The 12785-nt window shown below is 69.1% G+C and carries 13 protein-coding genes; 4 read left to right on the top strand and 9 right to left on the bottom strand.

The window, feature by feature from the left end; genetic code table 11:
• Positions 1-22 precede the first annotated feature (22 nt).
• Positions 23-1390, bottom strand: coding sequence for a cryptochrome/photolyase family protein (locus tag AD72_RS03795; RefSeq protein ID WP_031464965.1), 1368 nt, complete (start codon positions 1388-1390; stop codon positions 23-25).
• Between the two features lie 37 nt (positions 1391-1427).
• Positions 1428-2627 (bottom strand): FAD-dependent oxidoreductase, encoded by a 1200-nt coding sequence (locus AD72_RS03790; RefSeq protein WP_051897843.1) that lies wholly within the window; start codon positions 2625-2627, stop codon positions 1428-1430.
• A gap of 172 nt (positions 2628-2799) precedes the next feature.
• On the opposite strand from AD72_RS03790, the gene AD72_RS03785 reads away from it, so the two are divergent.
• On the top strand, positions 2800-3282 hold the full coding sequence (locus AD72_RS03785) for a MarR family winged helix-turn-helix transcriptional regulator (protein WP_031464963.1): 483 nt from the start codon (positions 2800-2802) through the stop codon (positions 3280-3282).
• A gap of 4 nt (positions 3283-3286) precedes the next feature.
• The gene (locus AD72_RS03780) at positions 3287-4645 is read left to right on the top strand and encodes a TIGR01777 family oxidoreductase (RefSeq protein ID WP_031464962.1); all 1359 of its coding nucleotides are present in this window, start codon (positions 3287-3289) and stop codon (positions 4643-4645) included.
• Between the two features lie 6 nt (positions 4646-4651).
• Here the strand turns inward: AD72_RS03780 and AD72_RS03775 are convergent, their stop codons facing one another.
• Positions 4652-5491 (bottom strand): LLM class F420-dependent oxidoreductase, encoded by an 840-nt coding sequence (locus AD72_RS03775; protein ID WP_031464961.1) that lies wholly within the window; start codon positions 5489-5491, stop codon positions 4652-4654.
• A gap of 47 nt (positions 5492-5538) precedes the next feature.
• Here AD72_RS03775 and AD72_RS03770 point away from each other — a divergent pair, with 47 nt between their 5' ends.
• Positions 5539-6210 carry a DNA alkylation repair protein gene (locus tag AD72_RS03770; RefSeq protein ID WP_031464960.1) on the top strand — a complete coding sequence of 224 codons (672 nt, stop codon included), beginning with the start codon at positions 5539-5541 and terminating at the stop codon, positions 6208-6210.
• On the opposite strand, the gene AD72_RS03765 is transcribed toward AD72_RS03770, so the two are convergent.
• From AD72_RS03765 to AD72_RS03740, 6 genes are read right to left on the bottom strand one after another with little or no spacing between them, the layout of a single operon-like run.
• Positions 6207-7709, bottom strand: a complete 1503-nt coding sequence (locus AD72_RS03765) for an FAD-binding oxidoreductase (protein WP_031464959.1) — start codon at positions 7707-7709, stop codon at positions 6207-6209. The genes AD72_RS03770 and AD72_RS03765 overlap by 4 nt on opposite strands.
• On the bottom strand, positions 7706-8242 hold the full coding sequence (locus AD72_RS03760) for a peptidylprolyl isomerase (RefSeq protein WP_031464958.1): 537 nt from the start codon (positions 8240-8242) through the stop codon (positions 7706-7708). Before AD72_RS03760 ends, AD72_RS03765 begins: the two co-directional genes overlap by 4 nt.
• The gene (locus AD72_RS03755) at positions 8239-9399 is read right to left on the bottom strand and encodes an NAD(P)/FAD-dependent oxidoreductase (protein ID WP_051897841.1); all 1161 of its coding nucleotides are present in this window, start codon (positions 9397-9399) and stop codon (positions 8239-8241) included. Before AD72_RS03755 ends, AD72_RS03760 begins: the two co-directional genes overlap by 4 nt.
• Entirely contained in the window at positions 9392-9718 is a 327-nt protein-coding gene (locus tag AD72_RS03750) for a non-heme iron oxygenase ferredoxin subunit (RefSeq protein ID WP_031464956.1), read from the bottom strand. The genes AD72_RS03755 and AD72_RS03750 overlap by 8 nt, the downstream gene beginning before the upstream one ends.
• On the bottom strand, positions 9715-10920 hold the full coding sequence (locus tag AD72_RS03745) for an aromatic ring-hydroxylating oxygenase subunit alpha (RefSeq protein ID WP_031464955.1): 1206 nt from the start codon (positions 10918-10920) through the stop codon (positions 9715-9717). The genes AD72_RS03750 and AD72_RS03745 overlap by 4 nt, the downstream gene beginning before the upstream one ends.
• Positions 10921-10945: 25 nt before the next feature.
• On the bottom strand, positions 10946-11338 hold the full coding sequence (locus AD72_RS03740; protein WP_051897839.1) for a hypothetical protein: 393 nt from the start codon (positions 11336-11338) through the stop codon (positions 10946-10948).
• Positions 11339-11542: 204 nt separating this feature from the next.
• Here AD72_RS03740 and AD72_RS03735 point away from each other — a divergent pair, with 204 nt between their 5' ends.
• Positions 11543-12784 carry an MFS transporter gene (locus AD72_RS03735; RefSeq protein WP_051897837.1) on the top strand — a complete coding sequence of 414 codons (1242 nt, stop codon included), beginning with the start codon at positions 11543-11545 and terminating at the stop codon, positions 12782-12784.
• Position 12785: the final 1 nt, after the last annotated feature.

The following is a 12785-nucleotide window of genomic DNA, read 5'->3' as shown; positions in this document are numbered from 1 at the left end:
GCGCCGCGCCGACGCCCCGGGATCACCGGTTCCGGGACGGTTTCCGCTGTTCCAGGAAGCGCAACCGTGCGGTCTCGAGATCGGTGACCGGTGGCGGGTAGCCGAGCTTGCGCAGCGCCGGTCCGCCGAGGCGCCAGGGCCGGTGGACGTCCCCCGGATCCTTCAGTCCGGCCAGTTCGGGAACCCAACGGCGGGTGTAGTCGGCACCCGGGTCGTAGCGTTCGGCCTGACGCAACGGGTTGAGCACCCGGTTGGGGCGGGTATCGGTGCCGGTACCCGCGACCCACTGCCAGTTGAGCTGATTGTTGGCGATGTCCGCGTCCAGCAGGTGTTCGGTGAAATGCGCCGCACCGTGGCGCCAGTCGAGATACAGGGTCTTGGTCAGGAAACTGGCGACGATCAGCCGTGCCCGGTTGTGCATCCAGCCTTCCCTGGACAGCTGGCGCATCCCGGCGTCCACGATGGGGATGCCGGTCTGGCCTTCCCGCCACGCATCCAATGCTTGCCGATCATCACGCCAGGCGTCACCACGCGGCCGGTAGTCGCGGTGCGCGGCGGCGGGCCGGGCGGCGAGCACCTGATGATGGAAGTCGCGCCAGGCCAGCTGCCGCAGGAACGCCGCCGCACCCGCGGTGTCCCGCGCGGCAGCCTCCTCGGCGAGTTCACGCGCGGAAAGGCAGCCGAAGTGCAGGTCCGGGGAAAGCCTCGAGGTGGCATCGGCGGCGAGGTCGTCGTGGCGGCCCTGGTACTCGTCGATGCCCTGGCGCAGCCACCGCTCGGCACGCCCGCGGGCAGGCGTTTCACCGCCCGGCCAGCGCACGGACCGGCCCTTGCCCGCTTGCGGCGACAGCTCGATACCGGGCGGCAACCGCAGCCCGCGCGGTGCGGCCGCCTGTCCGCGCCACGGGGCATCCGCCCAGCGCCGGTAGTAGGGGGTGAAGACCGCGAAGTGGTCGCTGCCTTGCGGGGTGACCGTGCCCGGGGCGATGACATTGTGCACCGCCTCGTGGCGGACCAGCTTCCGGCGCTGCCGTTCCAGGGCGGCGGCGAGGGCCCGTTCGCGGCGCGCGGCAAACGCGGAGACATCGGCGGCGAGGTGCACCTCGGCCGCTCCGGTCTGCTCGGCGAGCCGGCAAACCTCGGTCACCACCTCGCCGTGTCTGATGAGCAGCGCGGCACCGCGGCCACGCAGTCGTTCATCGAGATCGCCGAGCGCCGAGGCGAGGAATTCACTGCGGCGCTGCGCGGCGAATCCGGTGGCGTGCAGGCGTACGTCTTGCACGAAAAGGGGAAGCACATACTCCGCGTTCGCGGCGGCCGCTGCGAGCACCGGGTTGTCCTCGATCCGCAGGTCGCGGGTGAACAGGACGATCGCGGTGTGGACGGGCATGATCAGGCGCTCCTTGGGCACGGTTCGAGAGACGTCCTCATCGGGCATCGCCTTGGCAGAAGTCCCGGCCCGGCCATCCGGTTTCGAGCACCGGCGGGTGCGGTCCGTAGGCGTTCGAATCGGCGGCGCGCCGCCGGGCACCGGGCAGGGCGGTCAGCAAGCGAAGCAGCCACGGCGGGGTGATGGGTCTGCCCTTTTCCCGGGCGGTGGCGACACGTTGTTCGGTGCGAACCTGCCTGGCCTGCACGGCCCGGATGGCCGGCTCGCGTTCGGCTTGGACCGCGGCCAGCACCGCATTGGACACCGGTCCGGGCTCGCGCAGGGCGGGCGCGAGATGGTTCGCGGCAGCGACCGCGTCCTGGATGGCCATGAGGATCCCGTTCCCGCCGACCGGGGAGATCACGTGCGCCGCGTCGCCGAGCAGCAGCAAACCCGGCTGCCACCACTGCCGCAGCCGGGCGATGTCCACCGACAACAAGGTGGTCTGGGAAAAGCTCTCCAGTAGGTGCACCCGGTCGGCCAACCAGGGGATCCGCTCGGCGAGAAATTCCCGGATCGGGGTGACACCGGCCTGGCGAGCGGCCGGATAGCCACCTTTCGGCAGGCTGTAGCCGATCTGCCATCCGGCGGGTCCGGCCAGCAGTGCCAGATAGTGGTCCCTGTCGAAGAACAGGTCGAGAGCCGCTTCCGGCGGGTCGGAATCGTGTTTCGGGAGGCGGAACCACAACAGGTCCGTGCGTGCGCCGAGCGATACCGCTTCCATACCCGCGGCACGGCGCACCTTCGAGAATCGCCCATCGGTGGCGACCACCAGATCGGCCGCCAGCCGGTGCTTGTCCGCTCCATCGCGGTACACGACCCCGCTGACCCTCCCCGCGCCGTCATGACAGAGATCGGTGACCCGGCAGCCGGTGCGCACCGATCCGGCCGACCGCGTGACTTCGGCGGCCAGGAAATCCAGGAACCGCGCCTGCGGAAGCAAGGCCACGTAATTGAATCGGGTGGGCAGTTTGCCGTAGTCGGCCGTGGTGATCGCACCAGCCGGTGTGTTGAACCGGAAAAACCTCGCCCGGTGATGCGGGAGCGCCAGCAATTCGTCGATGAGCCCCAGCTGCTCGAACAGTTCGAGGGTATACGGATGGAGCGAGTCACCGCGGAAATCCCGATCGAAATCCCGGTGTTCCTCCAGCACGGTCACCGACGCCCCGCCGCGGGCGAGCAGATGAGCCAGCACCATTCCGCCGGGGCCACCACCGACGATCACGCACGAGGGCCGTCTGCCGCTCACGCCTGATCACCGGCCCCCTCATCTCCGGGGAGCACGCCACCCGGCTCCGAAATTCCACTAGAACTTCTAGTCATATCGGGTATGCTACTCCTAGGCTAGGTTTTCTAGCTACCATCGCGGGGTGGTAGATGCTCATACCGGACGGGCTATCGGTCTGGAACTGCGGCGAGTGCTGCAGACCGGCCGCGAAATGCAGGCCACCCTCGCGCGGGGACTGGGATTGCGGGTGACGGATGTGCAGGCCTTGGACTATGTGGCTTCGATCGAGGAACCGATAGGCACCGTCGAACTCGGTGACCGGCTCGGCATCCGTTCGGCCTCGGCCGCAGTGCTGGTGGATCGGCTCGTGGCCGCCGGGCACCTCGTGCGCGAACCGGATCCGGCGGATCGGCGGCGGGTAACGCTCACCCCGACCACGGACGGTCGTACCGAGGTGCGCGCGCTACTCGCCCCCATGCTCGACGCGCTCACCGAGGTCATCAGCCGGCTCGAGGAATCCGAAGCCGAAACGGTGCTGCGGTTCCTCCAGCAGGCCGCCGCCGTCATGCACGCCTACGCCGCACCCGGCCAGACCGCGGACCCGGACACGGCAGGACAGGAGTGATCCCATGGGACTGCGCTACGACAGCGTGCTCGAAGCACCGATCGGGGATGTGTTCGACTGGCACGCGCGAAGCGGGGCCATCACGCGGCTGATGCCGCCGTGGCAACCAGTGCGGGTGCTCGAGGAGACGACCTCGCTGCGGAACGGCAGGACCGTGCTCGGTTTCCCCGGCGGGCTGCGCTGGCACGCCAGGCACCAGGCAGACGGATACGACCCGCCGCACCGATTCGTGGACCGATTGGCGAACCCGCCACTGGCAACCGCGCTAACGTGGCGGCACACCCACGAGTTCATCGCCGAGACGGCCACGACCACGCGGATGCGGGACACCATCGAATCCGCCGTGCCCGCCGCCGTGCTGCGCTCGATGTTCGCCTACCGGCACCGTCAGTTGGCCGCGGAACTCGCCGCACAGTCCCGCGCCCGCGCCTGGCACCCCACACCACTGACCGTGGCGGTCACCGGTTCGGGAGGATTGGTCGGATCCGCGCTGTGCGCCCTGCTCTCCACCGGAGGACACCGGGTGATCCGCCTGGTGCGCCGCCGCCCGCGCTCGGCAGGGGAACGCGCATGGCACCCGCACAGCCCCGCCCCCGGGCTGCTGGCCGGGGTGGACGCGGTGATCCATCTGGCCGGTGTCTCGATCGCGGGGCGGTTCACCGAGGCCCATCTGCGGGCGGTACGCGAGAGCCGGGTCGGCCCGACGAGGCGGCTCGCCGAATGCGCTGCGAACACACCGCAGGGACCGGATGTGTTCGTGTCCGCTTCCGCGATCGGTTACTACGGACCCGATGGGGGTGACGAGCGGCTCAGCGAAACCAGCGAGCGCGGTTCCGGCGTGCTCGCCGATCTCGTCGCGGACTGGGAAGCCGCCGCGATTCCCGCCGCCGAAGCCGGAATGCGCACCGTGCAGGTCCGCACCGGCATCGTGCAGACCCCGCGCGGCGGCACACTCGGTCTGCTGTACCCGCTGTTCGCCGTGGGTCTCGGCGGGCGTCTCGGCAGCGGTGAGCAGTGGCTGTCCTGGATCGGCCTCGACGACCTGCTCGACATCTATCGGCGCGCCGTGCTCGACGACACCCTGAGCGGGCCGGTCAACGCGGTCGCGCCGAACCCGGTGCGCAATACGGACTACACCAGCACGCTGGGGCGGGTGCTGCACCGCCCGGCCCTGCTGCCGATCCCGGCGTTCGGGCCACGGCTGCTGCTCGGCAGCCGGGGCGCGGACGAACTCGCACTCGCCGACCAGCGCGTCGAACCCGCCATACTGGCCCGCGCCGGTCACCAGTTCCGCCGGCCGCACCTGGAAACCGAGCTCGGCCACCTGCTCGGCCGGGCCGGAGCGGCTTCCCGGCCGCGCTGAACGAGCTCAGCCGAGCTTGGCGAGTTCCTCGGCGAGCGGTTCCAGGATCGCGGGGCGGTGCGGCGGCGGCAGGTAGATGATGGCCAGGTCGAGCCCCTGTTCACCGAGCGCGGCGGCATCCGCGGCCACCTTGGCGAAGTCGTCGTCCTCGCCGAGCCGCACATGGCTGGACAGGGTGATCTCCTTGGGGTCCCTGCCGAGCTCGGCGCAGTGCTGGTGCAGCACCTCGCGTTTGCGGGCGAACTCCTCGGGCGAAGCACCGAGGTAGTTCCAGTGCTGGGCGTATTTCGCGGTGGTGCGCAGGGTTCGCTTCTCCCCGTTGCCGCCGATGCAGATCGGCGGGTGCGGGCGCTGTACCCCCTTGGGTTCGTTGCGCGCCTCGGTCAGCTGGTAGTACTCGCCCTCGAAGCTCGTCGTCTCCTTGGTGAGCAGGCTGACCAGCACCTCGCAGCCTTCCTCGAAGCGGTCGCTGCGCTGTTTGGCGGTGCCCAGTTCCATGCCGTAGGCGCCGGACTCCTCCTCGTTCCACCCGGCGCCGATCCCGAGTTCGAGCCGCCCGTTCGAGACGATGTCCAGGGTGGCGGCCATGTTCGCGAGCACCGCGGGGTGCCGGTAGTGGATGCCGGTGACCAGGGTGCCGAACCGCAGCCGCTTGGTGGCCTGGGCGAGCGCGGTCAGCGTCACCCAGCCTTCGAGACAGGGACCGGTCGGATCGGAGAAAATCGGGTAGAAATGGTCGAAATTCCAACCGGACTCGAAGATCTCGATATCATCGGCCGCCTGCCAGACGGCGAGCATCTCCGACCACGTGGTGTTCTGCGGCGAGGTTTTGAAGGCGAAACGCATATCATCGATCCTAGGCCGAATCCGACAGGTGATCGAGGGAGACCGAGGTGGTCGAACCGACCGTGACCGAGGTACGCGCCGAACTGGCCGGGCTCGAGGATCCGAAGGTACGCGCCGTGAACGAGAAACACGGTGACGATCACGGCGTGAACCTCGGCAAACTGCGCGCGCTCGCGAAACGGCTGAAAACCCAGCAGGCACTCGCCCGCGAACTCTGGGAAACCGGGGACAGCGCGGCACGGCTGCTGGCCCTGCTGATCTGCCGCCCGAAGGCCTTCGAACGCGCCGAACTGGACGCCATGCTGCGCTCCGCCCGCACTCCCAAGGTGCACGACTGGCTGGTGAACTACGCGGTCAAGAAGAGCCCGCACGCCGAGGAACTGCGCCTGGCCTGGACCGGCGATCCGGACCCGGTGATCGCCGCGGCGGGCTGGGCACTGACCGCCGAACGCGTGGCGAAGAAACCCGACGGCCTCGACCTGGCCGGGCTGCTGGACACCATCGAGGCCGGACTCGCCGACGCGCCGGAGCGCCTGCAGTGGGAGATGAACAACTGCCTCGCGCAGATCGGCATCGAGCACGCCGAACACCGGGAGCGGGCGATCGAGATCGGTGAGCGACTGCGGGTGCTCGAGGACTACCCGACCTCGCCGGGCTGCACCTCACCCTTCGCCCCCGTCTGGATCACCGAAATGGTCCGCCGCAAGCAGGAGCTCTAACCGATCCCGTACCGCCCAGGGGAAAGCACGCCGCCCGGATCGAGAACCTGTTTGAGTTCCCCGAGAACCGCGCGGAACACCGGATCGCGCGCGGCCATCTCGTCCTGCTGCATATCGGCCGGGGCCCGCCCGATGGGGTACCCGATCCCGGCGTAGTGCTCGCGCAGTTCCCGGCAGGCCCGCGCGGCCCGATCGCGTTCCCCGGGATCGGCGCGGTCGAAGAGTACGCTGTGCAGCGCCCGCGAGGCCCGGCCCGCGAGAATGTAGTCGATACAGGCGTCCAGTCCGTTCCGGTTGAGGATCTCCCGTGACTGGCGCTGATGGCTCGCCGCGACCTGGCCGAGCAGCGGGGTCGAGGGGGTCAGCGAGGCGATGCCGCCGCCTTTCCACCCGGCCATCTTCTGCTCCTCATCGGTCGGCACCCCGCTGTAGGTGTCCGTGTGGATCTTCAGGATCGGGCGCTGCACGGCTTCCTCGTGCGGGATATGGCTCGCTTTCCCGGAGGCGAGGAATGCCTCGCGGACCTTCCCCAGCCGTGCGGCGATATCCTGTTCGCCCGCGCCGTACACCGCACCGCTGACGATCCAGGCGCCGATGCCGTGTTCCCGGTGCAGCCGACGCCGCACGGCATCCGGGAGGAATCCGCCCGCTCCGGTGCTTTCGTACGGATACGGGATCTGCGCGGCGAGCGCGTACAGGTCGCCGGTGGCCTTGATCGCGGTCGGCACGGTGCCGTCGAACCGGAGATCCCTGGCGAGGTCCGCGATCTCGGCGAGGTCCTCGTCCTCGGGGAAAGTGAAGAAGAACGAACGGATGATCGGTGGCCGCCGCATGAGCCAGATTCCCATCCGGGTCACGATTCCATAGTTGGACTGCAGGAAAAGCCCGTCCAGGAACGGCCCGAGGCCGTACTTGGCCAGATGCCAGGTCCGCGAACCGGGCACCGCGCCGTCCCCGGTGCGCAGGATCCGTGCGTCGCCGAGCACCACCTCCAGCCCGCAGCTGTTCCCGAAGTGATCGGCGGCCGGGGTGTATCCGGCACCCTTGTCCATGGTGTTGCCCAGCGGGCTCCCGTCCGCGGGCCCGGAAGTGGTGTCACACATCAGCGGCGCGCCACTGTCCTGGATGGCCGCGTACAGCTGCCGATAGCTCACCCCCGGTTCCACGACGACGTACTGCAGGGTCTCGTCGAACTCCAGGATCCGGTTCATCCTGGCGCCGAGGTCGACGAGCACGGTGCCCTCCCGCACGGCGACCGCGGCACCGAGGCCGATATTGCGCCCGGTACTGATCGGGTGCAGCGGTGTCCGGTGCTCGTTCGCCAGCCGCACCAGTGCCTGTACCTCGGCGGTGGAACCGGGGCGCACCACCGCGGCCGGGACACGGTCCCCGCCGGGGAGTTCGCTGACCCCGTAGTCCCCGCGGGTGTCCGCGCCGGTGTGCACCCACTCCTGCCCGATCTCCCGGCAGGCCGCGGTCAGGAAACTCTCGACGGTCACGGTGTCGCTCCTTCGTCGAAGTGGTTCGGATCGATGCGATTCGGGTCAACACGGTCGAGGTCAACGCGGTTGAGATCAACGGAAAGGATGGATTCGCCCGCGTGGCCGATGGCATCCACGACCGCACGGCTGCGCGCATCGGCGACCTCCCCGAGCAGCGCGTGGTGCCCGTTGAGCCAGGGGGTCGGCGCGGTGGTGATGAAGAGCCTGGCGAATTCCGTGCTGCGGGTCAGACCGGCGAGATAGGCCGCGCCGAATCCACGCCCCGGTTTCTCGGCGGCTTCCGGTGGTGCGGCGTATCCGTCGCCGCGCGTCGGGGGAAGGGCGGTGTGGGTGATGAACCCGGCGTCCACCCGGTACAGCGGCAGGCCGTTGTAGAGCCGCCTGCCACCGTCGGCGGCCACGGCGTCCCCGGAGTACGGCACCGTCCCGGTGGCAACGGCGATGAACCGGGCCACGGTCTTGGGCGCCAGTTCCGCGAACAGGTTCAGCTGGATCGGACCGCGCGTCGTGCGCACCACGGCATCGGTCATCGGGTCACCCCGGCAAGGGATGCGGTGCCGAGCTCCCGGCGCGCCCGGTTGAACCGGCGCGCCGCGTCGATGGCGGTCACCCCGACCGGGGAGCCGCCTTCGGTGTGCGTCGCGAGCACGCCGTCCGCGCCTTCGGCGAGTTCCACGGTGTCCCCGGTCCGGCCCGCGGACTGGAGAACGTGCCCGTGCAGCTGGGACCAGAAGTACCCGCTCGGCCGATAGCTCGTGGTGGCACCGTGCAGCAGTGTCCCGGCGAGCACTTCTGCCTGTTCCAGCGCGGCGGTCCAGTGCTCGCTCCGGGTTCCCGCGACGTTCGCCATGTCACCACAGGCGAACACGCCGGGATTCTCCGTCCGCAGCCACGTATCGCAGCGCACCCCGTCGCGCAGTATCAGCGGGGAATCCGCGAGCCAGCCGGTGGCGGGCACCGACCCGGTCGCGAGCAGCACGTGATCCGCAATGAGCTCCCGGCCGTCCCCGAGCCGCAGCCGGACACCGTGTTCGGTGCTTTCGGTGCCGAGCACCCGGGTACCGGTGCACAGCTCGATTCCCGCGGCACGCTGCCATTCGGCGATCCGCCTGGCGAATGCGGTACCCAGGGCCGCCGCGAGCGGCAGCGGCTGTTCCTCCACGATGGTCACGGCAGCGCCCATGGCGCTCGCGGTCGCGGCCACCTCGGCGCCGATGAATCCGCCGCCGATCACCGCCAGCCGCGGTTGCTCGCGCAGCACCGCGTGCAGTGCCTCGGCCTCGGCGAGCGAACGCAGCACGCTCACCCGCGGACCGGGCACCAGGTCCGGCGGGAAGCTCCGTGGCACGGCACCGCAGGCGAGCACGACCCGGTCGGCGGTGATCCTGCGTCCGTCGGCGAACTCCACCGCGCGCCCGGCAGTGTCCAGTCCGCGCGCCGCCCGGCCGAGTGCGAGCTCCAGATCGAGCGCTTCCCAGTCCGGTTGGGTGATCAGGCGAAGGTCGACCCGATCGCGTCCGCTCGAGAGCACCTCCTTGGACAATTTCGGCCGGTCGTAGGGAATCTCCGGCTCGGCCCCGGCGAGCACGAGTTCCCCGGTGTACCCCTCGGCGCGCAGCCGCTCGCAGACACGCAGGCCCGCGGCGCCCGCTCCGACCACGAGCACGCGCCGGATCGGCTCAGCCATCACCGCGCTCCCCGTCGAGCAGCACGACCGCGTCACCGTCCAGGCGGACCGGATAGGTCCGGATGGGGGTCAGGCACGGCCGCGCGACCGGTTCACCGTCGCGCACATCGAAGGCGCCGCCGTGGAACGGGCATTCCACCGTGTAGCCGTCCAGTTCCCCTTCCGCGAGCGAGGCCTGCGCGTGGGTGCACGTGTCCGCGGTGCAGAACACCTCGTCCGCACCGATCCGGTACACGGCAAGGGGCGGGAACCCGTCGACGACCGCGCGCACGATCGGATATTCCTCGTCGAAATCGGCGAGTCGGCACAGGATGGTCAACCGTTCCTCCCCAGCGCTTCGTTCACCGCGTAATGGCTGTGCCTGCAGGCGATCTCCGGGTCGGAGAAATGGAATTCCCCGACCGCGCCGGAGGCGATCGACCGGTGAATCGTCTCGGCCAGTTCCATGTCCTCCCGCCACGCGTCCCGGATCAGGATGTAGGTCTGTTCCTGGCTGATCAGTTCGCTCGGCTTCGCCGCGGGCGTCACGTACAGAAATCCTTCCCAGCGCGTCCTTCCCGGGGACAGCGGCCAGAACTGGTGGCCGAAGAAGAAGCCGTTCGCCGGATCCAGCAGGGTGTTCGGGAACACCCCGTTGACATCGAAGGCCCAGTTCTCGATTCCCGCGGGATTGCTTCCCTCGGTGCGCGCGCCCGCGCCGAAGGTACTGCCCAGCTGCCCGGCGAGCCGTTCCACCGGCGTCGGGACGTACTCCGGATTGGCGGCGAACGAGATCCGCCTGTTCAGCCCGTGCACGGTGAAATCCGAAGGCCTGCTGTTCGGATTCAGCCTGCCGTTGAACACTTCCGGAAAGGTCCCGGTGTGCACCACGGCGACGTGATAACCCTCCTGGAACTGGTCCTGGAACACCCGCCAGTTCACATCCAGGGTGGCCGACCACCGGCCGCCGCAGACCATGCTCTCGAAGGGATAGCGGGCGTATTCCTCGGCGAATCCGCCCAGCTGTTCGAGCAGTGAGCGATCCGGCTGCCCGGCGAGATTCACGAAGACGAACCCGTTCCAGGTTTCGCAGTGCACCGTGCGCAGCCCGTGGCATGCGGGATCGAGGTCGTGGAACTGTTCGTTGTCCGGAATTCCCTTGAGGGAGCCGTCGAGACCGTAGGTCCACCCGTGGAACGGGCAGCTCAGGAACCGTGCGTTACCCGCGCCGGAGATGACCTTGCTCCCCCGGTGCCTGCAGGCATTGCGCAGTGCCCGCACTTCTCCGGACCGGTCGCGGAGGACGATCAGGGAAGCCGAGAGCGCATCGATGCGCGCCTCGAAATAGTCCCCCTTGTCCGGCAGCTGCGAGGTGTGCCCGACCAGCAGCCAGTACCGCCCGAAAATGCCGTCCTTCTCCTCGTCGAACGCTTTTTCGGAAAGGTATTCCGTGACCCCGACCGGCCCGGTCCCCAGAAACGGATAGCGCGCATGCCACGGTTTCTCCGCCCCGGTGAGGGCGGGCTGTTGCGCGGTGCTCATCGAAATCGGTCCTCCTTGTCCCGGCTCACGCTTGCCGCTCGTCCGCGATTCCGTACTGGCAGGCGGTTTCGTGGATCACCAGCCGGTCCCGCGGGAACTCGCTGACCACATCGGGCGAGCGCATCACCTCGACCGCGGGGGCGATCTCCATCAGCATGCGGGCGAGATCCAGCAGCCGTACCGCGGCGGCGGGCATGGCGTGCAGTGGAAACAAGTCGACATAGTCCGCGATCTCCGGCACCCGCGGGAGCATCAGGTTGTAGAACCCGTCGAGTTCCTCGATCGTCGAGGCCACCCGCTTGTCATTGCGTAACCGCTGGGTCGGCAAGGACCAGTCCGCCAGATACGGTTCGAGATCCGCGAACTCCGGTGGCAGCACACCCGATCCGCTTTCCTGCTTCGTCGCTCGGAACGCCATGCCGTTCAGCCTCGCCGAGCCGAAGGGAGCGCTCAAATACCTAACCGGGACCGGCTATCACCATCCGGGCATAGCTACTGGTCAGCGGGCGCACTGGGTCATTCCATAGGCATTCCGGCATACCCGCGGGGCGAATAGGTATTTGTTTCCGGGAAGCGCACGGACAACGCTTTCCGGAACGGATTCCACACCCTGGAGGTCATCGTGACAGCTCCGGAAACCGAGCCCGGCGAACGCCGCCGCTGGCTCATGCTCGCCCTGGTGGGCGGTGGTTTTCTCGTCATGACCCTGAACTGGTTCGTCGTGTCCTCGGCCTTCACCGGGATCGGCGCCGAACTACGGCTCGACCTTCCCTCGCTGACCTTGCTGATCTCGGTTTTCGTCGCCGGATACGGCATCTGCCACATCCCGGGCGGGCTGCTGGCCACGCGGATCGGGATGCGGGGCGCCCTCGTCGCCGGGCTGGCGCTCGAAGGGCTGGCCACGGTGGCCTCCGCGGTGGCGGTGAACGAACTCATGCTGCAGCTGGCCAGGATCGCCGCGGGGATCGGCGCCTCGGTGTACGCCGCCGTCGGGGTGGGCGCGGTCAGCGTCTGGTTCCGGGAACGGCAGCTCGCCCTCGCGCTCGGTCTCTCCGCAGCCGGGTTCGACATCGGCGCGGCGCTCGGCACCTACGCCTGGACGTGGGTGATCCAGCTGCTCGGCTGGCGCGGCGGGATCGCGATCGCCGGAATACTCGGCTGTCTGCTCGCCATCGCCACCGCGTGGGCGTTCCGCACCCCACCGCACGCCGGGCGGCTCGGCGGCGTGCACCTGAGCCGCCGCAACCTCGCCGAGACCATCGGCAACCGCGCACTGTGGCTGTACGGTGCCGGATTCCTCGGCGCCTACGGCGGTTTCTTCGCCGCCGCGCAACTGATCACCACCTATGCGGACACGCTCGGCTATCTGCGCCCCGGGGAGGCGGCGGTCGCCGGGGCGCTGCCCGGACTGGCCGGTATCCCGGGCAGCATCGCGGGCGGCTGGCTCAGCGATCGGCTGGCCAATCGCTACGGCCTGGTCTGCATCGCGGCCGTGGCCGAGGGAATCTCGCTGATCGCGGTGACCACGGCCGGTTCGATCTGGTTCAGCCTGGCCGCTTTCGGTATCGGGTTCTTCTTCGGGCTCGGCTCGGCGGTCTGGCAGACCCTGCCCGCGAGCGGAACGAATGTTTCGGCGGAGAACATCGCCACCGCGTTCGGCCTCATGCTCACCATCGCGGCGATCGGCGGGTTCGTCCTGCCCTATGTCTTCGGCCTGATCAGCACGGCGAGCGGATTCCACGCGGGCTGGCTGTTCCTCGGTGTGGTCAGCGCGGCCACCGCGGGGATCGGCCTGTTCGCCGCGCGCAAACCGCGTAATCCGGAACCCGTTCCCCTGCCCGGGAAGACCGGGGAACGGCGCTGAG

The sequence above is a fragment of the Sciscionella sediminilitoris genome (assembly GCF_000737195.2).
GTDB lineage: Bacteria > Actinomycetota > Actinomycetes > Mycobacteriales > Pseudonocardiaceae > Sciscionella > Sciscionella sediminilitoris.
The sequence above is the reverse complement of the archived record's forward strand: the minus strand, read 5'-3'. Positions and strand labels throughout refer to the sequence as shown.